Genomic DNA, 26,400 nt, shown 5'->3' with positions numbered 1-26,400 from the left:
CATGCGCGTCCCCCGCGTGCTGCTCGCCGGCGCCGCCGGCCTGACCCTGATGCTCACGGCGTGTACGACGGACACGCCCGGCGACTCCCCGGAGGGGGAGAACGGCGGAGCCGACCTCACCCCGGACGGGGAGTGGTTCGACGAGGCCGAGTTCGAGGCCCAGCTCGCCCAGCGCGACACCACCCCGGAAGGGCCCGAGGACGAGCCCTGGATGCAGGCGATCGAGCCCGAGTGGATCGACACCTCCGAGTTCGCCCACGACGCGCCCGAGGACGCGACGCTGTGCTTCTCCAACGCCTCGGTGTCCAACCCCTGGCGCGTCACCGGCTTCATCACCATGGAACAGCAGGTGGAGGCGCTCCAGGAGGAGGGCCGCATCGGTGACTTCCGGGTCTCCGACGCCGCTGACGACGACAACCAGCAGATCTCCGACATCCAGGCGTTCGTGGACTCCGGGGACTGCGACGCCATCATCATCTCGCCGTCCACCACCGCCACGCTGACCCCGGCCGTGGAGACCGCCTGCGAGAGCGGCGTCCCGGTCGTGGTCTTCGACCGCGGGGTCAACAGCGACTGCATGGTCACGTTCATCCACCCGATCGGCGGCTACGCCTACGGCGCGGACGCGGCCGACTTCCTGGTCGAGAACCTGGAGCCCGGCTCGACCGTGCTGGCTCTGCGCATCCTGCCCGGCGTGGACGTGCTCGAACACCGCTGGGCGGCCGCCCAGGAGATCTTCGGCGACAGTGAGCTGGAGGTGCTCGGCCACGAGTTCACCGAGGGCGACGGCGCCAAGATCAAGGACCTGGTCTCCCAGCACCTCCAGCGCGGCGAGGTCGACGGCATCTGGATGGACGCCGGGGACGGCGCCGTCGCGGGTCTGGAGGCCTTCGAGGACGCTGGACAGCCCTACCCGGTGATCGCCGGGGAGGACGAGCTGAGCTTCATGCGCAAGTGGCGGGAGGAGGACCTCACCGCGATCGCGCCGGTCTACTCCAACTTCCAGTGGCGTACCCCGGTCCTGGCCGCGAGCATGATCCTCGCCGGTGAGGAGGTCCCCTCCGAGTGGGTCCTGCCCCAGGAGCCGGTCCGCCAGGACGAGCTGGACGAGTACCTGGAGCGCAACGAGGACATGCCGTCCCTGCACTACGCGAAGTTCGGCGGCGAGGACCTGCCGGGCTTCCCCGAGGCCTGGACGCAGAGGTGAGGCGCGCGCTGGGGGTCAACACGTGGGTGTGGACGTCACCGCTGACCGACGCCGGACTGGAGCGGATCGCTCCCCGCGTGGCGGAGTGGGGGTTCGACACGGTCGAGCTCCCGGTGGAGAACGCCGGTGACTGGGACCCCCGGCGCGCCCGGGCCCTGCTGGACGGGCTGGGCCTGGCGGCCAGCGTCGTGCTGGTCATGGGGCCGGGCCGGGAACTGGTCGCCACCGACCCGTCCACCCGGTCCGCCACACAGGACTATCTCAGAAGGGTCGTGGACGCGGCGGCGACGGTCGGCTCCTCCGTCGTCGCCGGTCCGGCCTACGCCTCGGTCGGTCGCACCTGGCGGATGTCCCCGCGAGAGCGGGCGGGGATCGGCGCCGAGCTGACCGAGGCGCTGGCCCCCGTGGTCGGGCACGCCTCGACCGCGGGGGTCTCCCTCGCCGTGGAACCGCTCAACCGGTACGAGACCAGCGTGATCAACACGGTGGACCAGGGGCTGGAGATGCTCGCCGACCTGCCCGCCGAGCACTGCGGACTGGCCCTGGACGTGTACCACATGAACATCGAGGAGCGGGACGTGGCGGCGGCGATCAGCAGGGCCGGGGCGGGAGCCGCGCCGCGGGCGTCCGCGGGGGGCGGCGGAAGGATCAAACACGTACAGGTGTGCGCGAACGACCGGGGCGCGCCCGGCGCCGACCACCTGGACTGGCACGGGATCCTCGACGCACTGGACGATTCGGGGTACCGAGGCCCCCTGGTGATCGAGTCGTTCACGGCGGACAATGCCAGCATCGCCACGGCGGCCTCCGTCTGGCGTCCGCTGGCGGCGAGCCAGGACGCGCTCGCCGTCGACGGCCTGGCCTTCCTTCGTTCCCTGTCCCGGCAGGAGGGGGCGTCGTAGTGTGCTGGCCGCGAACGTTGCCGGTGTGACGGGTGGGACGGGAAACCGTTCCGGCCGCGGCACCGGGCGTTCTGGCTCCACCCGACCGCCTCGGTGTCCGCACCACCGTCGGCGGCAGGCCAGGATGACAACGTCCATCCCCCGCTCGGTGCCGCGCCCACCGGAAGGCGCTTACTGAAGTAGGGCGGCTCCCTCCCCGACAGGAGACGTCACGATGTCCGCACAGCAGCAGCCACCCTTCGACCCAGCGTTCCCCGCACCCCCCGCACCCGAGGTCCCCGACGACCAGGATCCGGTGGCGGCCACCCCGGCCACGTGGTGGCTGACCGGGGTCTCGCTCACGGTGGTCGGCGCCACCGTCGCCGCCAGCGTCGTCCTCCTCGGAGGCGACGGGGCCGCGGAGGGCGGGTCCGCGGCCGCCGCCTACCAGCCCGACGCCGACCGTGTCGGCGAACTCGTCGAGTACACCCGCATGGCCCATGAGGGGCTGGCCCCCGTGGTGGAGGCCATGGAGGAGTTCCTTCCCACCGACGGCTCACACCCGCCCCTGGAACCGACCGAACCCTCGGTGGTCCACTCCTGGCGCACCAGCGTGCAAGAGGCCGCGGAGCACTTCGGCGAAGCCTCCGAGGGCGACACCGCCCACGAGGTCGCCCGCGAGGGCCTGTCCTCCTCCACCCGCCTGCTGTCCATGTCGGTCGAGACCTATGCCAAGGCCGCGCTGGTCGAGGACGAGAACCTGCGCATGGACGCCCTCCACATCGCCATGGACCTGCGGGACCGGGCGGTCCACTCGTGGTCGGTGTCCGCCACCCACCTCGACATGGTCAGCGTGGACACCGGGCATGGCCACGTCCACCTGTACCTGCCCGCCGCACCCGACAGCGGGGCCCTCCGACCCGACGGCGCCGAGGCCGGAGAGGGCTCCTGGGACGGCCACGACCACTGAGCCCAGAACACCCGAACCCGAGCACGGAAGGCACCGACATGCCACGACCAGTCACCCTCTTCACCGGACAGTGGGCCGACCTGCCCTTCGAGGAGGTGTGCTCCCTGGCCTCCTCGTGGGGCTACGACGGTCTGGAGATCGCCTGTTGGGGCGACCACCTCGACGTCACCCGGGCCGCCGTGGACGACGAGTACGTGCGCGACCGGCTGGACGTGCTCAACCGCCACGGGCTGGGCGTGTGGGCGATCTCCAACCACCTGCTGGGACAGGCCGTCTGCGACGACCCGATCGACCAGCGCCACCGGGACATCCTGCCCGCGCGGGTGTGGGGGGACGGGGAGCCCGAGGGCGTGCGCCAGCGGGCCGCCGAGGAGATGAAGACCACCGCACGTGCCGCCGCGAGGCTCGGCGTGTCCACCGTGGCGGGCTTCACGGGTTCGGCGATCTGGAAGTACGTGGCGATGTTCCCGCCGGTGGGCGAGGACGTCATCGAGGCCGGGTACCGGGACTTCGCCGACCGGTGGAACCCCGTCCTGGACGTGTTCGACGAGGTGGGGGTGCGCTTCGCACACGAGGTGCACCCCTCCGAGATCGCCTACGACTACTGGTCGACCGAGAAGGCACTGGAGGCGGTGGGCCGCCGTCCCGCGTTCGGCCTGAACTGGGACCCCAGTCACATGGTGTGGCAGGACATCGACCCGGCCGGGTTCCTGTGGGACTTCCGTGACCGGATCTACCACGTGGACTGCAAGGACACCCGCAAGCGGGTGGGCAACGGCCGCAACGGGCGTCTGGGGTCCCACCTGCCCTGGGGCGACCCGCGCCGCGGCTGGGACTTCGTGTCGACGGGGCACGGCGACGTGCCCTGGGAGGACTGCTTCCGCACCCTGAACTCGATCGGCTACCAGGGGCCGGTCTCGGTGGAGTGGGAGGACGCGGGTATGGACCGGCTGGTCGGAGCCGCCGAGGCGGTGGCTTTCGTCCGGTCGAAGGCCTACGACCCGCCGGAGGCCTCCTTCGACTCCGCCTTCGGGGCGGACTGACCGGGGCCGGGCCCGTGCCCCGGCCGGCTTCCAGGCGGCCCGGGGCACGAGTGCGCCGGGCGGCGGCCGTCGGGGCGGGGGTACGGCGCGGCGCTCACATCATGGGGGCGATGACCACCCGGTAATGGCCGCCGTCCGCGGTGGAGACGTCGCGGCGGAAGTCGTTGACCCGGTTGACGGAGCTCTGCACGGCGTCGCTGCCGAAGGCCGCCGTGTCCACGGTGGGCAGGTGCTCCTCGACGGCGTGCACCGCCTCGTCGACGGACATGGCGGTGCCTCTGTGCTCGGGGGTGATACGCAGTCCGTCGTTGGTGAGGCGGCTGATCACGATCCGGAACATACCGGGTCTCCCTGAGGCGTCGGGGGTGGACACCGGCATTCTCTCCCATCGCCTCCGGACTCGGAAACGTTTGGCGGCGAAGGGTCGCGGGAGCCGGAGGCGGTCTGGCGGCGGGAACCGGGCGGGGGACCGGAGGGAGCCCTCCCCCGGTCCCCGCGGAGCCCCTGGTCAGACCTCCAGGGTCTCCTCGATGTTCTTGAGGCGGTGCCGCCCCAGGGCGAGGTTGCCCCGGGTTCGGTCGAGGGCCAGGTAGAGGAAGAGTCCCTGCCCCTTGCGGCTGGTGAGGGGACGGATGACGTGGTACTGGCCGGACAGGGTGATGAGGATGTCCTCGATCGCGTCGTTGAGCCCGAGCTGGTCCATGGTGCGCATCTTGGCGCGGACCACCTCGGTGTTCCCGGCGGCGGCGACGGTGAGGTCGAGCGAGTTGGTCGCGGCCAGGGTGCCCAGCGCCATTCCGCTGCTGTAGTCGACGACGGCGGCACCGATCGCCCCGTCGATCTCCATCATTTCCTTGAGCCCGGTTTCGATGTTCGGCATGCCCTTCTCTCTCCTTTGGGTACGTCGGCGCAGCGCCTTGTCGGCCATCCAGTGGCGCAGGCCCGCGACGCCGCGACGGGACGGGCCAGGGGTCACGCGGCCACCGACCGCGAACGGTCGACGGACAGCGAGCGGAGCGCGGTGAGGACGCGCTTCAGGACCCTTTGGTCCACGGGTGCGGCGACACGGGCGGCGGGGCGGGGCCGGTCCCGGTCACGGCGGGGCGGGTGGTCGGCGTCGCTCCGGGGCGGCGGGGGCACCCGTGCCGTGCGCACCAGCCGGCGCAGCCGCCGCAGGGCGAAGCCGAGGCTTCCCTCCGTGCGGCTCATGCGCACCTGTACGCACAGGTCGGAGCCCTCCAGGACTGCGAACAGCAGGTGGTGGTCGGCGTCGGTGACGACCACGTCCTCCAGCGCCTGGACGGCGCGCAGAGGACCACCGCGGATGGCCCGGAGGATCTCCCCCGTGTCCATGGCACGGTCGTCGGCACCGACGCGGGTGAGGACGTGTCCGGCTCGCCAGTCCACGAGGCAGGCACTGCGCACCCCGGGTGTTTCGAGCATCTCCCTCAACTGCTGGTCGAAACGCACGGCTGTCCTTTGCGAAGGCGGGGGCCGGTTCTCCCAACCGCCCGCGACGAATCAGGCGGACTGTCCTTTGCGGACATCACGAGAATAAGGACCGGACGGCCGAACCGCAGGCTTTTCGGTAATTTTCTGTGTCATGCCTGCTTGGAGGGGACGCGAAGTTCTTTGTGTCAGAAAGGCACCAGGGGAGGGATGCACGTTTCGCCCCAAGGACAAAAGTGATCTCCCGAAGCGCTCCGGACGAACACTTCTATCGCCGTGTGGGGTTTTCGGGTCTTGTGGCCCGGGCCAGGGCAGGAGGCACAGGTGCAGCAGGAGGCCCAGGTGGGGCGGCGCGGCGGATCGGGAGCCGTCGCGGCCGCCGCGGCACCCGCCCTCCGGCTGATGAGGCACATAAGGCGCCGTGGCGGGCGACAGCCACAGGGACCCTCGTTCTTGATATGGGAAGATCAGGACTTCCGCCCTCAGGCGAGGGCCGGAATACCCTTGTGCCGCGAAACCCGTCAAGGGGTTCCGGAGCCCCTGGGACCCTTCTCCGGACAGGTGAAAGCGTGGCGGCCGGAACATGGCAGTGCCCGGGCGAAACATTCCACGCGGCCGCTTTCCCGTGCTTGGGCACTCATTTCCCGTGTTCTCCGCGCACCACCGCTTCGCCGCCCTCCACGGCGGCGGGGCGACGGCCGGCGGCGACCCGCGCTAGGGTGTGTTACCAACCGACCGTTCGTTAAGTTAGCAAACCCTCGTGGGAAGCCCGGGGGTAGGGAGCAGCGCCTCTCGGGCCGCTCTCCGCACATCGGGCCGCTCCCACCAGGTAGATTCGACAACCGTGTCCAGATCTTCCCCTGTCGAACCAGCGCCCTCCCGACCAGGAGCGGCGGGGCGGCGGCGCTCAGGCCGCCCCGGCCATGACGCCGACTCCGTACTGCGCGTGGCCGCACGCGTGTTCAACGAACGCGGATACGACGGCACGAGCATGGAGGACCTGGCGCGCGCCCTGGGCGTGACCAAGTCGGCCATCTACCACCACGTCACCGGCAAGACCGAACTGCTGCGCCGCTCACTGGACCTGGCCATGGACGCCCTGTTCGAGGTCACCCGCGAGGAGGCCTCGACCACCGGTCCGGCCATCGACCGCCTGGAGTACGTGCTGCGCGGCAGCGTGCGGGTACTGGTGGAGGAGCTGCCCCACGTGACCCTGCTGCTGCGTGTGCGCGGCAACACCGAGGTGGAGAAACACGCTCTGGAGCGGCGCCGCGAGTTCGACCACCTGATCGCCGACCTGGTGCGCGAGGGCGCCGCCGAGGGCGACATCCGCCCGGACGTGGACCCGGCGGTCGCGGCCCGCCTGCTGTTCGGCATGGTCAACTCGATCGTGGAGTGGTACAAGCCCGACCGCGGCCTGGACCCCTCGGAGATCGCCGACACCCTGGCAGGAATCGCCTTCGCGGGTCTGAGCGGACGTGGAACGCGCCCCTTCGCGGAGTAGCCCCTCCAGCGTGGCCACCCCCGGCCCCAACGCCTGGGCGTGATCGCAACGTGACCTACTGAGGTGCCGCGCTTCCTAGGATGGCCACAACAGCATCCCCCACCTTCGAAGCCGGGAGCGGCGGCCGTGATCGACCACTTCACCCAGGGGCCGCTGACGCCCGCCATCGCCTACTCCGTCTCCGTGGTCGGCTCTTTCGTGGGGCTGATGTTCGCCGCCCGGGCCCGCAGGACCGTCGGCGCCGCCAGCTGGGCGTGGCTGGCGCTCAGCGCGGCGTGTATCGGCGGAACCGCCGTGTGGTCGATGCACTTCATCGCCATGATGGGCTTCCAGGTCTCCGGGACGGCCATCCGCTACGACGCCGTACTCACCGTGGCCAGCGGTCTGCTCGCCGTCGTGGTCACGGGCGTGGCCCTGTACCTGGTCACCACCCGCCGCACGCTCGGATCGCTGCTGGCCGGCGGTGCCGTCGCCGGGTCGGGGATCGTCGCCATGCACTACATGGGCATGGCCTCCATCAACATGCACGGCCACATGGGGCACGACCCCCTGTTCGTGGTGCTGGCCGTCGCCATCGCACTGATCGCGGCGACGGTCGCCCTCTGGTTCGCGCTGCGCCTGCGGGGCGTATCCGCGACCCTCGCCGCCTCCCTGGTCATGGGCGTCGCGGTCACCTGCATGCACTACACCGGCATGTTCGGCGTACACGTCACGGTCGACGAGTCGCCGGGCGATGCGCCGCTCCCCGGCTCGGCCTCCCCGGAGCTGCTGCTGCCGCTGCTCATCGGCCTGTTCGTCTTCCTGCTGGTGTGCAGCCTGCTGCTGATGCTGGACGTGGACGACTCCCCGGCCCGCGGCACCGCCTCCGCGAGTGCGGAGGACGAGGCCCCCGCGGAGGCCGAGGGGTCCTACGCCGCCCGGCACCGCTCCGACGACGTGTGGACCCGTCGGCGCTAGGGAGTGCCAGGCCGCGTTCGCCCTGCTGACGGCCTCGTGTGTCCGTTCCGCCACCCAGGCAGGAGGCCGCCGGTACCGCGCACCAGTCCGTAGGCGTGTGTGCCGGGCCTGGTCTCGCCAGCGTCGGCCGCGGCGTCGAGCGACCGCGCGCGGACGGGCACCACGCTCTCCCCCGGACGACGATTGACAAAGCGGAACACTGCTCCGTATGCTAACCGGAGCAGCGTTCCGCTTGTCAGCCCGGCGGAGGCGGGACGTTCCTGACCGCATCGCCCTCCGCCGACCGGATGAGACCGGCGGCAGAGGCCATCGAAGGGAAACGCGCGCCATGAGCGAATCGACCCACACAGCCGACACCTTCGGCTCGCCCTCCCCCGTCCTCTCGGTCAGTCCGGTGACGCTGTCAGTGCCCGGCCGAGCGGTGGACCTGGAGGTGCGGGTCTCCGCGCCCGTGACCGGGAGCGAGCTGCCGGTCATCCTCCTCTCACACGGGCAGGGCCACTCGAACAACCTCTCCTCGCTGAACGGCTACGCGCCACTCGTCGACTTCTGGGCGGCGCACGGCTTCGCCGTGATCCAGCCCACCCACCTGAGCTCGACGACGCTGAGCCTGGACACCGGCGCCCCTGAGGCACCTATGTACTGGCGGTCGCGGGCCGAGGACATGAAGCGCGTCCTCGACCAGCTCGACGTGATCGAGGCCACCGTCCCACAGCTCCTCGGGCGCCTGGACCGAAGCAGGGTCGCCGTAGCCGGGCACTCGATGGGCGGGCACACCGCGAGCCTGCTGCTGGGCGCCCGGCTCACCGATCCGCACGACGGAACGGAGGTGAACCTGGCCGACCCCCGGATCAGGGCGGGTGTGCTGCTCGCCGCGCCCGGCAGAGGCGGCGACGCCCTCACCGAGTTCGTGGCCGAGAACTATTCCTTCCTCGTGACCAGCGACTTCTCCGAGATGACGACGCCCGCGCTCGTGGTCGCCGGCGACAAGGACACCTCCGCCCACCTGACGGTCCGGGGCCCGGACTGGCACGCCGATCCGTACTTCCTCTCCCCCGGGCCCAAGTCCCTGCTCACCCTGTTCGACGCGGAGCACGGGCTAGGCGGGGTCTCCGGATACGACGTCGCCGAGACCACGGACGAGAGCCCGGAGCGGGTGTCCGCGGTCCAGCGGCTCACCTGGGCCTACCTCCGCACCGAGCTCCGCCTCGGGGACTCCGCTTGGCGGGAGGCGCGTGACACGCTGACAGCCGGCCCCGCCCCGATCGGACGGGTCGAGTCCAAGTAAGCCGAAGAGGCACCGTCTCCGAGGCCTGGAACGGGTGGCGGCCGGCGGCCGCGTCCCCGACCGCCACCGGCCCGGAACCTCGGACGCACTCTCCGAACCGGCCGGCTCTCCTCCGGCGGAGCGTCCCGCCCTCTCGCCGAGCGCGTCACCGCCACTTCTCTGATGGCATCGGCCCAAGGGCTACATCGGTCTGGACCGGGGCGTGTTCGTACCGTTCAGGGGCCGAGGCAAGCCGTATGGGAAGAAGAATGCCAGCACCGACCCCCGCAGCCCCGGAGAACGTCCGACCGCCCAGCTGAAGCACTGACGGGTCCCGCACAAGCCCCGCCGTCGTCCAACGCCGACGGGTGAGATCGCCCGGGCGCTCCTCTGGCTGATCTCCTTCCAGGTCGTCAGAACCCCAAAAACCCGGAGGGTGAAACTACTCAGCGACACCTCTTTCCGGGAACCTGGCCGTGGAGCGAGAAATGATTTCCGGCTGCGTTCCGTAGTTCACGTCACGACTCATGGATTGCCTCGCAGGATGACCATAAAATAGCCGACTAGTACAGATATCCTACCGAACGACCAGGCTTCGAATCTTCTCCACAAGCCCTTCAGGCCCTATCTCCTCCGACATACCAACAAGTCTTCCTCAGCAGGAAGGGCTCACAGGAATACCATTCTCGTATATCCATGAGCAAAGCGCGCCAAAGGCAAGATAACACCCACCAGCAAACAGGAAGTCCTCGACATCCTTGACCACACCAGGATTGATTATAGGCGAATCCAGCAACAGGCGTTTAAGTTCACTTCGGCGCCACATCGACCCCATGGCCGACCCATCTCCCTGTTCTACCGGAAAGGAAATCCAGTAACGATCCTGCCATAGGCCGTCTCATAGACCGCACCGGTATTGACTCCGCCTGCGACCCCTTCGATCTTCCACCATGGTGGATCACCATTCCTTGTGAACAATGTGCCACGCCTTCCGGTCTACTGAGTCCAAGCGCTAGTTGGATCTATACTGATCTTTGATGTGTGGGATGACATGCTTCTGACCTGGGAAGGTCGTTGGATCATGGAGCTCTACTCCCCTCCTCCGCACACCCCGGAGAATACGAGAAACGCCGCCTGACCGCGGCCGAACTGTTCAAGCAAGGAGAACTGTCCCAAGCCGAGGCCACTCGGATACACCACGTGAGCAGACAGGCCGTCCACACGTGGCACAAGGCCTGGAAGGCCGAGGGAGCAGATGCTCTCGCGGCCCGCTCCGTGGCGGCGCGCCCATGCTGGACGCCGACGCGCAGCGGCTCCTGCCCGCCCTGCTCGGCCAGGGTCCCATGGCCCACGGATGGCCCGACCAGTACTGGACTTTGGAGCGCATCAACCACCTCACCAGCGAGCGCTTCGGTGTGGGCTATGCCGACCCTTCGGGGGTCTGGCGGCTGCTTCAGCGGTTGGGATGGTCCGACCAAGTGCCCGCAACCCGAGCGGTCGAACGTGATGAGCAGGAGGTCGACCGTTGGCGCACCCAGGTGTGTCCACGGGTCAAAAAGGACGTTGAAACCTCGGGCGTGTGGACCGCCTTCGCTGATGAGAGCGGTGCCAGCACGAGTCCGCCCACCCGCCGCACCTGGGGTCGGCGAGGGCGTACCCCGCTGGTGGCCGCGCGAGGAGGCCGTCGGGGCAGGGCCAACGCCGCCGGGTGGCTGTGCGTGCACCCGGCCAGCGGGCGGGCGCGTCTGTTCCACTGTGTGCAGGAGGCCTCCATCACCCACGCCGACCTGCCTGTGGTGCTGGATGGGCCGCACCGGGCACTGCGGGGGCCGGTGGTGCTGGTCTGGGACAACCACTCCTCGCACACGTGCGAGCCGGTGGCCGTCCAAGTCGTGGCGCGGGACTGGCTGAGCGCGGTGTGCCTGCCCCGGTACGCGCCCGAGCTGAATCCGGTGGAGTCGTTGTGGTCCCATCTCAAGCGCATGCTCAGAAGCCGCCTGTTCCGAAGCCTGGAAGAGCTGGAACAGGTGGTCAACGCGCATCTTCGCTTGGTGCTCAAACGTCCGGGCCTGCCACGGGGATTCATCGGCTCGGTCGGGTTGCGGCCCTCCCCGCCCCCGACAGCCGAATTATCAAATTTCAGCACCCACCACAGACAAGGGCAATCAAACTCCAGCCAGTTCACGGGAAGAACTCTGAGTACAGTTCGTCGTACTTCTCCGAGTCCATCTGAAAATAACTATTACCGTCAAGGTAAAAAACTCTACTCAGGTAGCACTCATTAAAGAATGAAACCATCCACCCCAGGCTTGGAAACTCTATCTCGGTAGGCTCTCCCTCTAGCACTCCGGCCACGGAAGATCCTTTATCCACGCCCCACACTGCCGCATATATATCACTCCCACCACTCCCGAGAATGGGTACCCAACTTCCACCGAGGACAGAATCGCCTTCGTATAGGAATCTCCCCTCCGCGGCTTCTTCTAGAGAAAGCGGGAAATATCCTGGAGCTATATTTACATCATCCTGAGTCTGCCCCGGGTGGACTTCAATTCCATCGCACCAGCCAAACCAGGTTACAACTTCTTCGGGGACATGGGGCCCGAGAAATTTTCTGACACGTGAAGGGCTGCTGCCCGGAACAATCCACTGACTCACTGGACGACCCAGGCTGTTCAGTTTTTCTACCAGTGCATCGAGCTCGTCAGACAGCATTAAATCCCCTTACTGAACCCTCACAAAGCACTGGTCACCATCGCCAATACCGTTATCACGCAAGAACGGCCACAACGATTCGCGTCCATGGGGCACATTCTCTCTTCGCGATATCAGTGTCGTGGTCGAAGGTGTCCAGGACCTCGCCGAAACGGTCGCCCCGGCCCGGATCGCCGGGGACGGCGCCGGTGCCCCGCTCCAGGACTGTCGGGACGCCGTCTCCTCCGTAGGCCACGGTGATCCGTCCGGCGCGCTGGTCTCCGTCGACCGCCGCGTCCGGGTCACCGACCACCAGGTCGCGGACGCCGTCTCCGCCTCGTTCGGGCCGTCGCCCCCGCGCGACCATCGGAGACGGGACCCGACCGTGCCTTTTACCGGCACCGAGCAGCCGGCCGCAAGCTATATCCGAACGTTATTTCGCCCTTCGTGCACGAAACCATAAACAGCCCTTTCTTCGCAAAGGACGACATGCGGCCGAGGCATGTGCGGCACCGGACCAGGGCCCGCCCCCGCACAGGAGCCGCTCCGCACGGGCAGCGCGGAAGCCCCGGGCACCCGCGGACGCAACGCCGAGACCGACCGTCACGCACCTGTTCCGCTGTGTTCTCGCTGACCGCATCAGGCCAATCGCTTTCGTGCGCACCCCTGGCGCCGCAGTGGCGGCTCTCCCTACCATCCATAATCCGACCGGAATGTGACTAAGGTCATGGAAAGTAGTGAGCTGTGCTCGATCACTTCGCCCAGGACTGGCTGACCCCCGCCATCGCCTTCGCGGTCTCGGCCATCGGATCCTTCCTCGGGCTCTCCTTCGCCGCCCGCGCACGCCGCGCGACGGGTCCCGTGCGCTGGCAGTGGTTGGCCCTGGCCTCCCTCTCGACCGGCGGCATGGCCGTGTGGTCGATGCACTTCATCGCCATGATGGGCTTCCAGGTCTCCGGGACGGCCATCCGCTACGACGCCGTACTCACCGTGGCCAGCGGGCTCATCGCCGTCGCGGTCACAGCCCTCGCGCTCACCATGACCATCCTCAGGAGGACGGCCCCCTGGCTCCTGGCCGGCGGGTTCATCGCCGGTACCGGCGTCATCGCCATGCACTACGTCGGCATGTACTCGATGAACGTGCACGGGGACATCCACCACGATCCCCCGTACGTCGCCCTGGCCTGCGCCATCGCGCTGGTGGCCGCCACCGTCGCCCTGTGGTCCGCCTCCCGGCTACGCGGGCGCACGGCCATCGGAGCCGCCTCCCTCGTGATGGCGGTCGCGGTGACCGCCATGCACTACGTCGGCATGATGGGCGTCCACATCACGGAGCCCCGGTTCTCCCGCTTCGGCGCCCCGGACGGGGCCACCGCGGCCGACCTGCTGCTGCCCCTGATCGTGGGCCTGTTCATCTTCCTGCTGATCTGTAGCCTCTTCCTCCTGCTGGGTGTGGAGGAGGAGCGCCCCGCCTACACCCGGCGCCCGGTCCACGCCGCCCCGCCCCAGCCCGGAAGCGGGCCGGACACGGCCCCCGCCGACTACGCGCCCCGGCACGCCGCCGGCCCCCGAACCGTGCCGGGCGGCTCCGGCGACGTGTGGACCAGACACCGCTGAACCTGACCCGGCCGGACGGCCGGTGGCACGGCCGAAAAACCAGTGGCACGCCCCGGTCCGCCGCTCCTAGACTCACCGGGCCGGAGCGCCGCGACCACGGCGGCCCACGACGACGGAGAGGAAGAAGAGCCATGCCCGTCTTCTCGAATGGTTTGCACCCGACCTTCCCGATCGTTCACGAGCCCTGAAGGACCGAGAACACCCCTTCGGACGGCTCGCCCCACAGAGAGCCCGTCGTGAGTACGCACAACAGCACAGACGCACCCCTCACCCACCCGCTGGCCGCACTGGGATGGAACCGCCGTGTCGAGCAGGCCTTCGACGCCGTCGCCGCCGCGAGCGCCCATCCCCTGGTCCCCGCGCGCGTCGCCTCCTCCCGCCGCGGCGGGGCGGTGGTCCACCTCCCCCGGGAGACGGCCGCCGACTACTCGCCCGCCGTCACCAAGGCGGCGCGTGCCGATCCGTCCACCGCTCCGTGCGGCGGCGACTGGGTCGCGGTACGCCGCTCCGGCGACGTATGGCTCGTCGAGGCCGTCCTCGAACGCGCCGGCAGCCTCGTCCGCCAGGGCGTGGCCAAGAATTCGCACGACCAGGTGCTGGCCGCCAACATCGACGCGGTCCTCATCTGCGAGGCCGCCGACCAGGGCCCCAACGTGGGCCGCCTGGAACGCTTCCTGAGCCTGGCCTGGGCGAGCGGCGCGACCCCGGTCGTGGCGGTCACCAAGGCCGAGCTGGCCGGGGACCGCCTCCCCGAGGTGCTCGAACTCATCGAGTCGGTGACCATGGGCGCCGACGTGTACACCGTCAGCGCGCACACCGGCCTCGGGCTGGAGGAGCTGTCCGCGAGGTTGCTCCCCGGAAGCACCTGGGTGCTGCTGGGCACCTCCGGAGCGGGCAAGTCCAGCCTGGTCAACGCGGTGTCCGGGCGCACGCTGATGGACACCGGGCAGATCCGCCAGGACCGCCGGGGACGGCACACCACCACCCACCGCCAGCTCCTGCGGCTGCCCGGCGGCGCGCTGGTCCTGGACATCCCCGGCGTGCGGCGCATCGACGTGCCCGGTGTCGAGGAGGGCGTGGACCGGACCTTCGCCGACGTTCAGGAGTTCGCCGAGCGATGCCGTTTCCGCGACTGCGCGCACGGCGACGAGCCCGGTTGCGCGGTCAACGCCGCCGTGGACGAGGGCGAACTGGACGCGCGGCGTCTGGAGCGCTGGAACCGGCTCCGGCGTGAGGCCGAGTGGAACCGGTCCCGGGGCGACGCCCGCCTGCGCGCCGAGTGCCGGAAGCAGTGGAAGGCCGCCGAACGCCAGGCCAGGGAGAACACCTGGCGCAAACGGGGCCGCTAGCGGCGGGGCCCTCCGCCTCCTGGGCGGGGCGGAGGGGCCCGTACGCGTCGCGGAACCCGTCAGAAGCCGAAGGCCCGCCGCGCGTTGCCCGCGATGGCCCCCGCCAGTTCGTCCTCGTCCATGCCCTTGGCCTCGGCCAGCGCCCGCAGTGTGTGCGGGATGAGGTAGGGGGCGTTGGGGCGGCCGCGGTAGGGCTTGGGGGTGAGGAACGGCGCGTCGGTCTCCACCAGCATCAGTTCCGGCGGCGCGGCCGCGGCCGCCTCACGCAGGGACTCGGCGCTGGCGAAGGTGACGTTGCCCGCGAAGCTCATGAAGTAGCCGTGCTCGGCGCACACCTTGGCCATGTCGGCGTCGCCGGAGAAGCAGTGGAAGACCACCCGGTCCGGAGCTCCCTCGTCGGCCAGGATCCGGAACACGTCCTCGTGGGCGTCCCGGTCGTGGATCATCACGGCCTTGCCGTGGCGTTTGGCGATGCCGATGTGGCGGCGGAACGACTCCTCCTGCGCCCGCGCTCCCTCGGGGCCGGTGCGGAAGGTGTCCATGCCGGTCTCGCCGACCGCGACGACCTGGGGCAGGGCGGCCAGCTCGTCGATCCCGGCCAGCGCCTCCTCCAGCACGGCCGCTCCCCCGGCCTCCCGGGTCCTGCCCGCCCAGTCGGTGTCGTCGACCTCCACGCCCGGTGCGCCGTCGCCGTGCACGATGCGCGGCGCCTCGTTGGGGTGCAGGGCCGCGGCCGCCCACACCCTGCCCGGGTACGCGGCGGCGACCTCGGCCGCCCACCGCGACGACGGCAGGTCCACGCCCACCTGCACGAGCGGGGTCACCCCGACGCCCTCGGCGGCGGCGATGACCTCCTCGACATCCGGGGCCTGCATGTCCATGTGGGTGTGGCTGTCGGCCACCGGGACACGCAGGGGTTCGGGTACCGGCGGGGGCGTCTGGTTGTTGCGCTCCCTGACTGCTTTCCCGCTGCGCTTGCCCATGTTCACGTTCCTCCGCGAAGGCGCGCCGACGGGCGGTGCCCGTCGGCGCGGTCGTCCTGTCTTCCGGCGGTGGCCGAGCCCTACTCGGCGGCGCCCTCCAGGCGTGCCAGCTCCTCGTCCACCACCGACTGGTCAAGCTTGGTGAACAGCGGCTCCGGGCGGCTGAGCGGGGTGCCCGCCGCGATCGGTGTGGACTCCCAGCGCGCCTCGTTGTCGGCGTAGTCCCCGGTGATCACCGGGTAGTCCACCTCCTCGCCCGAACCGCCGATGCGATCGCGCCCGGTGTCGATACGGGGCATGCCCGTCCAGGTCCCGGTACCGCCGAGCATCGCGTACACCTTGTTCGCCGACTCGGGCAGGTACGGGGTGAGCAGCGTGTTGGCGTCCTGGACCAGCTGGAGGGCCACGTGCAGCACGGTGGCCATCCGCTCCGGGTCGGTCTTCTTCAGTGCCCACGGAGCCTGGTCGGAGATGTACTTGTTGGCCTCGGCCACGGTGCGCATGGCCTCCTGTAGCCCGGCCTTGAACTGGGACCGCTCCAGCCGCTCCCCGACCCTGGCGAACGCGGCCCTGGAGTCCTCCAGGACCCGGCGGTCCTCGTCGGTCAGCTCACCGGCGGCGGGGATCTCACCCAGGTTCTTGGCGGCCATCGAGATGGAGCGGTTGACCAGGTTGCCCCAGGCCGCCACCAGCTCGTCGTTGTTGCGACGCACGAACTCGGCCCAGGTGAAGTCGGTGTCCTGGGTCTCGGGGCCGGCGGCCATGATGTAGTAGCGCAGCGCGTCGGCCGAGTAGCGCTCCAGGAAGTCGCGCACGTAGATCACCACGCGGCGCGAGGAGGAGAACTTGCGGCCCTCCATGGTGAGGAACTCGCTGGAGACCACCTCGGTGGGCACGTCGAGCCTGCCCAACGGCCCGGGGTCGCCGTCCCGGTCGCCCTCACCGTTGGCGCCCAGCAGGATCGCGGGCCAGACCACCGAGTGGAAGACGATGTTGTCCTTGCCCATGAAGTAGTAGGACCGGGCGTCCCCGTTCTGCCACCAGCGGCGCCAGGCCTCGGGCTCGCCGACGCGCTTGGCCCACTCCACCGACGCGGACAGGTAGCCGATGACCGCGTCGAACCACACGTACAGGCGCTTGTTGTCGTTGTCGCTCCAGCCCTCCAGCGGGACGGGCACGCCCCAGTTGAGGTCGCGGGTGACCGCGCGCGGCTGGAGGTCCTCGGTCAGGTTCAGGGAGAACTTGAGGACGTTGGGCCGCCACTCGCCCTCCTTGCCCTTGAGCCAGTCCGTGAGGACGTCGGCGAAGGCGGGCAGGTCGAGCATGAAGTGCTCGGTGTCCACGAACTCGGGCGCCTCACCGTTGATCCGCGAACGGGGCGAGATGAGGTCGATGGGGTCGAGCTGGTTGCCGCAGTTGTCGCACTGGTCGCCGCGCGCGCCGTCGTAGCCGCAGATCGGGCAGACGCCCTCGATGTAGCGGTCGGGGAGCGTGCGTCCGGTGGAGGGGGAGACCGCGCCCTTGGTGGTGTGGGCGAAGACGTACCCGTTCTCGTACAGCGTGGTGAACAGCTGCTGGGCGACGGCGTAGTGGTTGCCGGTGGTGGTACGCGTGAACAGGTCGTAGGACAGGCCGAGTCCGACCAGGTCGTCGGCGATGACCCGGTTGTAGCGGTCGGCCAGCTCCCGGGGGGTCACGCCCTCCTGGTCGGCCAGCACCTGGACCGGGGTGCCGTGCTCGTCGGTGCCGCTGACCATCAGCACGTGGTTGCCCGACATTCGCTGGAAGCGGGAGAAGACGTCGGAGGGGACCCCGAAGCCGGACACGTGGCCAATGTGGCGCGGTCCGTTGGCGTAGGGCCATGCGACCGCGGTCAGGATGTGGCGATTCGACGACATGACCCAAGCCTAAAGGGGTCGGCGGCCTGCCGCGCACGCCTTTTCCCGTGTGCGGCCGCGCGGCGGACCCGGTGCGAACGCCGTGCGAACTCCATGTCCGGGCAGATATTCGCATTTCCGCACCGAAAGGACATTCCCCAGGGTTTGCCGCTGCACGTATGCTCTGCGAGACGGACCGTGTGCCGCCGGGACACGCGGCGACGGACAGCGCTCCCTCCCCGGCCCTACCTGAGGCGGTGGTCACCTTGGTTACTGGTGCCCTACCCCGTCCTGCCAGGCACACCACCGCGCTGCTCACCAGCGTGGTGCTGCTCGTCATCCTGTCCTTCCCCGTCGCCTCCGGCGTCGGGCAGCCGGCCTCCCCGCCCATGCCGCCGCACGGCCTGCTCAGCGCCCCCGCGCACGAGCAGGAGCAGGCGGACGAGCAGGACCGGGCGACCCCGCGCGAGCGCGCGGACCTGGCCGAGAACCCGATGGTGACCGTCGGGCCGCCCGCCTCCACCTGCGACCAGCGTTCGGTGCTGCGCGACCTCCCGGACGCGGTGCCCAGCTGCGCGCTGCGCCTGGCGGTGTGGGACCAGCCCTGGTGGCCGCTACAGCCCCCGAGCTTCGACCCCGTTCCCGAACAGGTCGCCCACGGGGAGCTGCCGCCGACACGGGGACCCCCTCTCACCGCGAACACCCCCGTCTGACCATCCTCCGGACCGCACCCCCTGCCCGGGCCCACCGGGCGTGCGTTCGGACCATCCGTATTCGCAGTGAGAGGTACCAACCCCTTGTCCAGTCAAACGGGAGCAGGAGGGCGCTGGACACGCGCGCTCATCTCCCTTCTCGTCATCCTCGTCGCGTTCGGCGCGGCGTGGTTCATGCCGCCGCGCCTGGGGCTCGACCTCAGCGGCGGCACCCAGATCGTCCTGGAGGCCCAGGACGGCCCCGACGGCACACCCGCCAACTCCGAGAACACCGACAAGGTCGTCGAGGTGCTGCGCCAGCGCATCGACAGCCTGGGCGTGGCCGAGGCGACCATGTCGCGATCCGGTGAGAGCCGGATCATCGTCGAGCTGCCCGGTGTGCAGGACCCGGCGGAGGCCGCGCAGGTCGTCGGCCAGACCGCGCAACTGTCCTTCCACCCGGTGCTGGGCGTCGGCCAGCAGGACGGCCAGGGCGTGCAGGCGCCCGCGGGCGACTTCGGCAACGCTCCGGAGGCCACCGCGGACGAGGCCCGTCCCCCGGCCGACACCGAAGGCGGGGAGGAGTCCTCCGGCGAGGGCGCCGAAGGCGGCGAGGAGTTGTCGCCCGAGGACATGACGCCCGAGCAGCTGGAAGAGCTCATGGGCGGCATGAGCGGCCAACAGCAGCAGCCGGGCCAGGCCGACCCCTCCGCGGAGAACCCCGAAGACGTCGTGACGACGCTTCCGGACTCGGACGGCACGAACCTACAGCTGGGTGAGAGCGTCATCCAGGGCGACCAGGTGGCCAGCGCCGACGCGGTGCTGGACAGCGTCAACCGCGCCCAGTGGACGGTCAACGTCGACTTCCGCGGCGAGGGCCGCGACCAGTGGACCGAGCTGACCGCCGACGCCGCCTGCTACCAGGAGAACGACCCGCGCCGCCGGGTGGCGATCGTGCTGGACGAGCAGATCATCTCCGCCCCGGAGGTGAACCCGGAGTTCGCCTGCGACGTGGGTATGCCGGGCGGGTCCACCACCATCACCAGCCCCGACTTCACCAGCGAGTCCGCGAACGAGCTGGCCGTGCTGATCGAGGGCGGCTCGCTGCCGCTGCCGGTCACCGAGGTCCAGCGCCAGACGGTCGGCCCGACCCTCGGTGCCGCCGCCATCCAGGCCAGCGCCATCGCCGCCGTCCTGGGTCTGGCCTTCACCGCGCTGTACATCACGTTCGTCTACCGCCTGGTCGGTTTCCTGGCCTCGCTCGCGCTGGCGTTCTACACGCTGATCGCCTACGGGGCCCTGGTCGCCATCAGCGCCACGCTGACCCTGCCGGGTCTGGCGGGTTTCGTGTTGGCGATCGGTATGGCCATCGACGCCAACGTGCTGATCTTCGAACGCGCACGTGAGGAGTACCAGCGCCAGACGAAGACCTACGAGGCGAACAAGTCCGCGGGGATGCGGGACGCCACAGAGGACGAGGCGGCCAAGGCCGAGACCGGGGTGCTCACCCGGCGCCGCCGGCGGGCGATCCCGCCGAGTCTGGAGAAGGCGTTCGTCCAGGGCTCCCGCAAGGCGTGGAGCGCGGTCATCGACACGAACATCACCACGCTCATCGCCGCTGCCCTGCTGTTCATCTTCGCCTCGGGCACGGTCCAGGGCTTCGGTGTGACCCTGAGCATCGGTACCCTCGTCTCGATGTTCTCCGCGCTGGTCATCGCGCGTGTGTTCGTCGAGTGGGCGGTGCGCCGCGCGGTCATCCGCAACCACCCGGGGATCAGCGGCCTGAACAGGATCGGACGGGTCCGCACCTGGCTGGTCGAGAAGAACCCCGACCTGATGAGGCACCGTGGCAAGGGCATGGTCGTGGTGGGCCTGATCGTGGCCGCCGCGGTCGCCGCACCGCTGATCCGTGACACCAACCTGGGCGTGGAGTTCACCGGCGGCCGGGTGATGGAGTACGAGATCACCGGCGAGGGGGACATCTCGGTGAACGATGCCCGCGAGCTCGTCTCCGACCTCGACTTCCCGGGTTCGGACACCGCCGTGGTGCAGGAGTCCGGCGACAGCGACCTCGCGGTGCGCACCGGCGACATCTCCGACACCGATGCCGCCAGGATCTCCGACGCCCTGTCCGAGGAGACCGGCGGCGTGGAGCGGGTCAGCGACGAGCTGATCGGGCCGAGCATGGGTGATGAGCTGCGCAACCGCGCGCTGATCGCCCTGGGCGCGGCCCTCGCGCTCCAGCTGGTCTACCTGGCATGGCGCTTCCGCTGGTCGTTCGGTGTCTCCACCATGCTGTCGCTGGCGTTCAACCTGGTCCTGGTGATCGGGCTGTTCATCTGGCTGGGCAAGCCGATCGACGGCGTGTTCCTCGCCGCGCTGCTGAGTGTCATCGGTTTCACGGTCAACGACACGGTGGTGGTGTTCGACCGGGTGCGGGACGAGTGGGCCAGGGACGAGAAGTCGAAGTTCCCGGAGATCGCCAACCGCGCGGTGCTCAACACCCTGCCGCGTACCATCAACACCTCGGTCGGTGCGCTGATCATCCTGGGCTTCCTCACCTTCCTCGGTGGGTCCTCGCTCCAGGACTTCTCCATCGCCATGCTGGTCGGTCTGACCACGGGTGTGCTCTCCACGGTCTTCGTCGCCGTCCCGTTGGCTATCTGGCTGCAGAGGTGGGACAAGACCGATCCGCCGCACGTGGTCAGGGACCGCAAGGCCAAGCAGAAGGTGGCCGCCAAGGCCGCCCGCGACGCCGACGACGGCGCGGTCGTGTAGCGGCCGCACCCGCTCCGTGACGGGGCCCCGGGGGCGTACGGCGTCCCCGGGGCCCCGCTCGCGTCCGGGGCGGGTCAGCCCGTCTGGGCGGGCGCCGGGGCACCCTCGGAGGCCTGTACCAGGACGAAGCCCCGCCCTTCGAGGGACAGCTGGAACGCCTCGCCGCTGCCCCGGCCGATGAGCGCTCCGGCCTTCACCGTGCGGCGCACGCCCGTCTTCAGCGAACTGGCCCAGGCGACCGCGGCGTCGGTGTCCACGAAGGTCGGCTGGTCGACGTTGATCAGCGCCGGGGAGCCGTGGCAGGCGATGGCCACCCTGCCGCGCCCGGAGAAAACCGTGTTGAAGAGCCCGCCGGCCGCCATCCCCGCGCCCTTGACCCGGTTGATGTCCCATTTCAGCCCGGACTCGAAGGCGAGCACGTTGTCGCCGCTGACCGTGACCTGGTCGTCCTCCAGGTCGATCAGGTGGACGTCCCAGGCGTCGCGGGCCAGGAACACGTCACCGCGCCCGGACACCCTCATCAGCTGTAGCCCCTCGCCGGTGAAGGCCTTCTTGAAGAACTTCCCGACGCTGCCGGCGCCCTCGTAGGAGAAGTCGATCCGCCCCTGGTAGGCGACCATGGAGCCCTGCCGGGCGAGGAACTCGCCGTTGAGGCCCACCCGGAGCATCTTGTGGTTCTGTAGGTGCATCCCTGGCTGGTTGGTTTCCTGTGCCTGCTGGAAGAGCTGACTTCTCATGACATGTTCCTCATCGATGGTCGACCTGTTCGAATAGCTCAGACACGCCACACCGGGAAGGGTTCCGGTCCCTCAATCCGCCCGTACGGCGGGCACGATCCCGTGTACCAGGTCGTAGATCCGGCGCTTGGGGACACCGGTCTCCTTGGCCACACGGGTGATCGCCTCCTTGCGGCGCACGCCCTCCTCCTCCAGGACGGAGACCGCGGCCAGCAGATCGGCGTCGCTGGTCTCCTCCGGTCGCTGGCGTGCCCCCTCCACCACGACGGAGATCTCACCCCGTACGCCCCCGGCGGCCCACTCCGCCAGCTCTCCGAGACCGCCCCGGCGCACCTCCTCGTAGGTCTTGGTCAGCTCCCGGCACACGGCGGCGCGCCGGTCGGCGCCGAAGGCCCCGGCCATCGCCTCCAGCGTGGCCGCGACGCGGTGCGGGCTCTCGAAGAACACCATCGTGCGGCGCTCGGCCCCCAGATCGGCCAGGTAGCCGGACAGGCCCTTTCGGGGAGGGAACCCCTCGAAGCAGAAGCGGTCGGTCGGCAGGCCCGAGACCACGAGCGCGGTGGTCACGGCGGACGGCCCCGGGACGGCGGTCACCGGGATGCCCTCCACGGCGCATGCGGCGGCCAGCCGGTAGCCCGGGTCGGACACCCCCGGCATCCCGGCGTCGGTGACGACCAGGACGTCGCGCCCGCCGCGCAGGTCGGTGAGCAGTTCGTCGGTGCGGCGGCTCTCGTTGGCGTCGTAGTAGGACACCACGCGCGCGCCCTCGGCCCCGCCCAGACGCACGTTCGCGCGTGAGGCGAACTGGCGTAGCCTACGGGTGTCCTCGGCGGCGATGACGCGAGCGCTCTCCAGCATGCGCAGCAGCCTGGGCGGCGCGTCCTCCACGTTCCCGATGGGCACACCGGCGAGCGTCAGGGTCCCCGTCGCCCCCGCACCAGCTCCACCCTCAACCACTGTGATCTCCGTCCTGTCGCGCGCTACGGTTGGCTCTGTTATGCCACCCGAAACCTGGTTTCGTGATCCGTCCGCAAAGGACGACCATCTCCGGCCCCAACCTACGAGCCGAGGCAACGGGTTCCCCTCCTTGAGGAGGGGGCCTTCGGCCCCGGTGGTCGGGGGACCGACCGTTACCAGCACCAGCCAACACCAGGGAGGTGACCGGTTGGCTACGTTCCACCCGGGTGAGGAGGCCCACCAGGCCGGGCTTCCTCAACGGCCTGCTCTGGGGCACGCGTCGGCGGCGCCCACCGCGAACGGCGGGACCCCCTCCGGGAAGAGGAGCGGAACGGGGCGCGGAGACCACGCACGCACGCGCGTCTCCCCCGGCGGGCGCGCCGGGAGCCGCACCGGTCGGCTGACGGTGCGCGGCAGCGGCAGCCTGCAAACCCCGCACGGCCCGGTCACGACCTCATGGAAGAACCTGCGTCTGCTCCAGCGGGCGGACGGTTACGGCTACACCACACAGAAGGAGGCAGGGGCTTCCTTCCCCGCCTGAGAGCGGGGTATCCACCCCACACACCTGATGACCACCACCGCACACTCCTCCGAGGCAGAGCCCTCGTCCCCGCCGCGGTCGGCGCGCATCCGCGACCGCCTCCTGCCGGTCGGTCCCGCTTCTTCCTGGCCGGGCTGGTTGGGCGCCTCCCTCGTCGCGCTGTTCGCCGGGGCCCTGCGCTTCGTCAACCTCGGCGAGCCCGACCGGATCTACTTCGACGAGACCTACTACGCCAAGGACGCCTACGGGCTCCAGGAGTTCGGCTACGAGCACGAGACCCTGGAGGAGCCGGTCGAGGCCGACGACCTGCTCAACCAGGGACAACAGGACATCTTCACCGGCGCGGGCGACTTCATCGTGCACCCGCCGGTCGGCAAGTGGATGATCGCGCTGGGCGACTGGTCGTGGTCACTCCTGCCGTTCGGTACGACCATGACCCCGGAGGCGTGGCGGTTCGCCTCGGCCCTGGCCGGGATGGTCTCGGTCCTCATCCTGGTTCGGCTCGCCACCAGGATGACCCGCTCGGTGCTGTTGGGCTGCACGGCGGGACTGATCCTGGCGCTGGACGGCCTGCACTTCACTCTGAGCCGCATCGCCATGGTGGACATCTTCCTCACCCTGTGGATCCTGGCCGGGTTCGCGTGTTTGGTGATCGACCGGGACAGCACCAGGGAACGGTGGTCCCGCCTGTCGGAGGCGGGGGTGAACCTGGCCTCGGTGGGCTGGCTGGGGATGCGCTGGTGGCGCTTGGCGGCGGGGCTGTGCTTCGGCCTGGCCGTCGGCACCAAGTGGTCGGCCCTGTTCTTCGTGGCGGCCTTCGGCCTGCTCACGGTGGCGTGGGACTACGGGGCCCGCAGCAGTGTGGGCCAGCAGCACCCGTTCTGGCGGTGGCTGGGGATCGACGCCGTCCCGGCGTTCGTGCAGACCGTGGTGGTGGCGGGGGTCGTCTACCTGGTCTCGTGGTCGGGGTGGCTGTTCACCCGCGGCGGCTACAACCGCGACTACGCGGACGGCATGCTGCCCGACTGGCTGCCCGGCTTCCTGAGCGCACCGGTGGAGGCGCTGTGGAGCCTGGTGGACTACCACAGCCGGATGATGAACTTCCACACCGAGTTGACCAGCGACCACTCCTATATCTCCGCTCCATGGGAGTGGCTGGTCATGCGCACCCCGGTGATGTTCCACTACAACGGCGAGGCCGTCGGGTGCGGCAGCGGCGACTGCGTCACCTCCGTGGTCTCCATCGGCACGCCGATCATCTGGTGGACCAGCCTGCTCGCCCTGACGGTGGTGTTCGGTTGGTGGGCGACCTTCCGCGACTGGCGCGCGGGCGCGGTACTGCTGGCCGTGGCGGCGGGGTGGCTGCCGTGGTTCGCCTACCCGGACCGCCCCATGTTCCTGTTCTACGCGCTCCCGATACTGCCGTTCCTGGTCCTGGCGATCGTGCTGGCGCTGGGCCTGGTGCTGGGAGCGGGCGAGGAGAGTCCGCGCTTCGCCCCGTACCTGAGGGCGGTGGGCGGCATCGTCTACGGCGTGGTCCTGCTGCTGATCGTGGCCTGCTTCGCGTACTTCTACCCGGTGCTGTCGGCGTATCCGATCGACGAGGGGGTGTGGAGCGAGCGCCTGTGGTTCGACGTGTGGATCTACGGCAGCGGCGGTTCCTGAACACTTCGTCGGTAATCCCGCATTCCACCGAATCCCCATTAGTGGGTCGGCGGGCGGAAATCAACAGTTCGGAGTTGCCGAAACAGGACACGGGAAGAGGGCGGTTCCCGAGCGGAAACTCTCGGCAGGGCACCGCCCTCCCTGGTACTGTCAGCAACTGGTTGCTGTTGTAGTTTCCATGGATGCCCAAGGCGCCTCGCGGAACTTCACGTGGGCGCTCGTCGATACGGGGATTACTCGCCGGTCCGGCGCCCGGCGACCCGGGGCCAGCAGGGTGCGGCCCCGCAGTAGTCCCTAAGGGAGAGCACATGGCTCAGGGCACCGTGAAGTGGTTCAACTCTGAAAAGGGTTTCGGGTTCATCGCCGTCGAGGGCGGTCAGCCCGACGTGTTCGTCCACTACTCGGCGATCGCGGGCACCGGCTTCCGGAACCTGGAAGAAGACCAGAAAGTCGAGTTCGACGTCATTCAGGGCCCCAAGGGCCCGCAGGCGGCGGACGTCAAGGCGGTCTAGACCCGTTTCTTCCGCGGTTCGCGGGGTCCGGCCGCCGCACGGAACCACTACCCGCGACCGCGATCCTTTCCTTGTCGGTACGCCCGAGCAGCCGGGGTCGGGTTCGATGAATCACAGCCGGGTCCAGGACCCGGGGCACCGCCCGGCGACCCCGAGCCGGCTTCGTCGGCAGGTCCGTGATCCGGCCAGGCGTTCCGAGTGAGGACGCGTTCTCCCGGCCCTCCGCTCCCGAGCGGAGGGCCGGTCCGCGTCCGGCACCCGGGTAACCGGTCCGCGTTCGGCGCCCGGGCAATAGGGGCAGGGTTACCCAACCTCGCCGATACCGGTTAACCTGCTTGAAGCCGTTCGGTACACCGAGGGACGAGGATCGCGCATGTTCAACATCAGCGGAGGAGAGCTCATCGTCCTCCTCCTGCTCGCGCTGCTGATCTTCGGTCCCGACCAGCTGCCCAAGGCCGCCCAGCAGGTCGGCCGGGTGCTGCGCCAGCTACGGACGATGGCCAACTCCGCCTCCAACGACATCAAGGAGGGGCTGGGCCCGGAGTTCAAGGACTTCGACGTGCAGGACCTCAACCCCAAGCGCTTCGTGCAGAAGCACTTCTGGGAGGACGAGGAGCCGGAGAAGAAGCCCGTGGCCAGGCTCAACGGCAAGCGCCCGCCCTTCGACGACGAGGCCACCTGACCACCCGCGCTCCCGCCCGCGGCCCTCACGCACGCCTC

25 protein-coding genes and 1 pseudogene are annotated in these 26,400 nt (G+C 69.6%); 17 read left to right on the top strand and 9 right to left on the bottom strand.

Translation table 11 applies throughout. The features are described from left to right. The first annotated feature begins 1 nt into the window (after position 1). The 4 genes from AC0T5L_RS24505 (at position 2) to AC0T5L_RS24490 (ending at position 4,101) form a co-directional block, all read left to right on the top strand. Complete coding sequence (locus AC0T5L_RS24505) at positions 2-1,207, top strand: substrate-binding domain-containing protein (protein WP_476167844.1); 1,206 nt, start codon at positions 2-4, stop codon at positions 1,205-1,207. Continuing rightward, positions 1,204-2,109 carry a sugar phosphate isomerase/epimerase family protein gene (locus AC0T5L_RS24500; RefSeq protein WP_476167843.1) on the top strand — a complete coding sequence of 302 codons (906 nt, stop codon included), beginning with the start codon at positions 1,204-1,206 and terminating at the stop codon, positions 2,107-2,109. The genes AC0T5L_RS24505 and AC0T5L_RS24500 overlap by 4 nt, the downstream gene beginning before the upstream one ends. Before the next feature lie 214 nt (positions 2,110-2,323). Next, positions 2,324-3,058: a hypothetical protein gene (locus AC0T5L_RS24495; protein ID WP_476167842.1), complete on the top strand. Its 735-nt coding sequence runs from the start codon at positions 2,324-2,326 to the stop codon at positions 3,056-3,058. 38 nt (positions 3,059-3,096) lie between these two features. Continuing rightward, on the top strand, positions 3,097-4,101 hold the full coding sequence (locus AC0T5L_RS24490) for a sugar phosphate isomerase/epimerase family protein (RefSeq protein ID WP_476167841.1): 1,005 nt from the start codon (positions 3,097-3,099) through the stop codon (positions 4,099-4,101). Positions 4,102-4,195: 94 nt separating this feature from the next. On the opposite strand, the gene AC0T5L_RS24485 is transcribed toward AC0T5L_RS24490, so the two are convergent. From AC0T5L_RS24485 to AC0T5L_RS24475, 3 genes are all read right to left on the bottom strand, one after another. Further along, entirely contained in the window at positions 4,196-4,441 is a 246-nt protein-coding gene (locus AC0T5L_RS24485) for a hypothetical protein (protein ID WP_476167840.1), read from the bottom strand. A gap of 168 nt (positions 4,442-4,609) precedes the next feature. Beyond that, the gene (locus AC0T5L_RS24480; RefSeq protein ID WP_476167839.1) at positions 4,610-4,981 is read right to left on the bottom strand and encodes a hypothetical protein; all 372 of its coding nucleotides are present in this window, start codon (positions 4,979-4,981) and stop codon (positions 4,610-4,612) included. A 92-nt stretch (positions 4,982-5,073) separates the two neighbouring features. Beyond that, positions 5,074-5,571: a hypothetical protein gene (locus AC0T5L_RS24475; RefSeq protein ID WP_476167838.1), complete on the bottom strand. Its 498-nt coding sequence runs from the start codon at positions 5,569-5,571 to the stop codon at positions 5,074-5,076. 823 nt (positions 5,572-6,394) lie between these two features. Here AC0T5L_RS24475 and AC0T5L_RS24470 point away from each other — a divergent pair. The 5 genes and pseudogenes from AC0T5L_RS24470 (at position 6,395) to AC0T5L_RS24450 (ending at position 11,563) form a co-directional block, all read left to right on the top strand. Further along, a complete protein-coding gene (locus AC0T5L_RS24470; protein WP_476167837.1) occupies positions 6,395-7,054 on the top strand; it encodes a TetR/AcrR family transcriptional regulator in 660 nt (219 codons plus the stop codon). Positions 7,055-7,180: 126 nt separating this feature from the next. Beyond that, positions 7,181-8,011, top strand: a complete 831-nt coding sequence (locus AC0T5L_RS24465) for an MHYT domain-containing protein (RefSeq protein ID WP_476167836.1) — start codon at positions 7,181-7,183, stop codon at positions 8,009-8,011. 328 nt (positions 8,012-8,339) lie between these two features. After that, positions 8,340-9,299: an alpha/beta hydrolase family protein gene (locus AC0T5L_RS24460; protein WP_476167835.1), complete on the top strand. Its 960-nt coding sequence runs from the start codon at positions 8,340-8,342 to the stop codon at positions 9,297-9,299. Positions 9,300-10,352: 1,053 nt separating this feature from the next. Then, a pseudogene (locus AC0T5L_RS24455) lies at positions 10,353-10,493 on the top strand (hypothetical protein); the annotation flags it as partial. An 8-nt stretch (positions 10,494-10,501) separates the two neighbouring features. Further along, positions 10,502-11,563: an IS630 family transposase gene (locus tag AC0T5L_RS24450; RefSeq protein WP_476167834.1), complete on the top strand. Its 1,062-nt coding sequence runs from the start codon at positions 10,502-10,504 to the stop codon at positions 11,561-11,563. Here AC0T5L_RS24450 and AC0T5L_RS24445 read toward each other — a convergent pair. Both AC0T5L_RS24445 and AC0T5L_RS24440 read right to left on the bottom strand, forming a co-directional pair. Next, on the bottom strand, positions 11,460-11,993 hold the full coding sequence (locus AC0T5L_RS24445; protein ID WP_476167833.1) for a hypothetical protein: 534 nt from the start codon (positions 11,991-11,993) through the stop codon (positions 11,460-11,462). The genes AC0T5L_RS24450 and AC0T5L_RS24445 overlap by 104 nt on opposite strands. 55 nt (positions 11,994-12,048) lie before the next feature. Continuing rightward, positions 12,049-12,339 (bottom strand): hypothetical protein, encoded by a 291-nt coding sequence (locus AC0T5L_RS24440; protein ID WP_476167832.1) that lies wholly within the window; start codon positions 12,337-12,339, stop codon positions 12,049-12,051. A 377-nt stretch (positions 12,340-12,716) separates the two neighbouring features. Here AC0T5L_RS24440 and AC0T5L_RS24435 point away from each other — a divergent pair, with 377 nt between their 5' ends. Together AC0T5L_RS24435 and rsgA are read left to right on the top strand one after the other, a co-directional pair. Continuing rightward, positions 12,717-13,589, top strand: coding sequence for an MHYT domain-containing protein (locus tag AC0T5L_RS24435; RefSeq protein WP_476167831.1), 873 nt, complete (start codon positions 12,717-12,719; stop codon positions 13,587-13,589). Between the two features lie 236 nt (positions 13,590-13,825). Further along, entirely contained in the window at positions 13,826-14,938 is a 1,113-nt protein-coding gene (gene rsgA, locus AC0T5L_RS24430; RefSeq protein WP_476167830.1) for a ribosome small subunit-dependent GTPase A, read from the top strand. Between the two features lie 59 nt (positions 14,939-14,997). Here rsgA and AC0T5L_RS24425 read toward each other — a convergent pair whose 3' ends face one another. Both AC0T5L_RS24425 and metG read right to left on the bottom strand, forming a co-directional pair. Further along, a complete protein-coding gene (locus tag AC0T5L_RS24425) occupies positions 14,998-15,921 on the bottom strand; it encodes a TatD family hydrolase (RefSeq protein WP_476167829.1) in 924 nt (307 codons plus the stop codon). Between the two features lie 80 nt (positions 15,922-16,001). Next, positions 16,002-17,819 (bottom strand): methionine--tRNA ligase, encoded by a 1,818-nt coding sequence (metG, locus tag AC0T5L_RS24420; RefSeq protein WP_476167828.1) that lies wholly within the window; start codon positions 17,817-17,819, stop codon positions 16,002-16,004. Between the two features lie 236 nt (positions 17,820-18,055). Between metG and AC0T5L_RS24415 the strand changes: the two genes are divergently transcribed. Next, positions 18,056-18,511, top strand: coding sequence for a hypothetical protein (locus tag AC0T5L_RS24415; RefSeq protein WP_476167848.1), 456 nt, complete (start codon positions 18,056-18,058; stop codon positions 18,509-18,511). Positions 18,512-18,595: 84 nt separating this feature from the next. Beyond that, entirely contained in the window at positions 18,596-21,268 is a 2,673-nt protein-coding gene (gene secD / locus AC0T5L_RS24410) for a protein translocase subunit SecD (RefSeq protein WP_476167827.1), read from the top strand. 74 nt (positions 21,269-21,342) lie between these two features. Here secD and AC0T5L_RS24405 read toward each other — a convergent pair whose 3' ends face one another. Beyond that, positions 21,343-22,005 carry an AIM24 family protein gene (locus AC0T5L_RS24405; protein WP_476167826.1) on the bottom strand — a complete coding sequence of 221 codons (663 nt, stop codon included), beginning with the start codon at positions 22,003-22,005 and terminating at the stop codon, positions 21,343-21,345. A 72-nt stretch (positions 22,006-22,077) separates the two neighbouring features. Beyond that, on the bottom strand, positions 22,078-22,962 hold the full coding sequence (rsmI, locus tag AC0T5L_RS24400; RefSeq protein ID WP_476167825.1) for a 16S rRNA (cytidine(1402)-2'-O)-methyltransferase: 885 nt from the start codon (positions 22,960-22,962) through the stop codon (positions 22,078-22,080). 208 nt (positions 22,963-23,170) lie between these two features. Here rsmI and AC0T5L_RS24395 point away from each other — a divergent pair, with 208 nt between their 5' ends. The 4 genes from AC0T5L_RS24395 to AC0T5L_RS24380 all read left to right on the top strand — a co-directional run bounded on the left by AC0T5L_RS24395 (position 23,171) and on the right by AC0T5L_RS24380 (position 26,362). Next, entirely contained in the window at positions 23,171-23,503 is a 333-nt protein-coding gene (locus AC0T5L_RS24395) for a hypothetical protein (protein ID WP_476167824.1), read from the top strand. A gap of 27 nt (positions 23,504-23,530) precedes the next feature. Beyond that, positions 23,531-25,168, top strand: a complete 1,638-nt coding sequence (locus AC0T5L_RS24390; RefSeq protein ID WP_476167823.1) for a dolichyl-phosphate-mannose--protein mannosyltransferase — start codon at positions 23,531-23,533, stop codon at positions 25,166-25,168. 308 nt (positions 25,169-25,476) lie between these two features. Continuing rightward, the gene (locus AC0T5L_RS24385) at positions 25,477-25,680 is read left to right on the top strand and encodes a cold-shock protein (RefSeq protein ID WP_476167822.1); all 204 of its coding nucleotides are present in this window, start codon (positions 25,477-25,479) and stop codon (positions 25,678-25,680) included. A 373-nt stretch (positions 25,681-26,053) separates the two neighbouring features. Next, a complete protein-coding gene (locus AC0T5L_RS24380; protein ID WP_476167821.1) occupies positions 26,054-26,362 on the top strand; it encodes a sec-independent translocase in 309 nt (102 codons plus the stop codon). The last annotated feature ends 38 nt before the right edge of the window (positions 26,363-26,400 follow it).

This window comes from Nocardiopsis sp. TRM 82005 (assembly GCF_056312425.1).
This window is presented reverse-complemented; position numbering and strand designations above follow the sequence as displayed.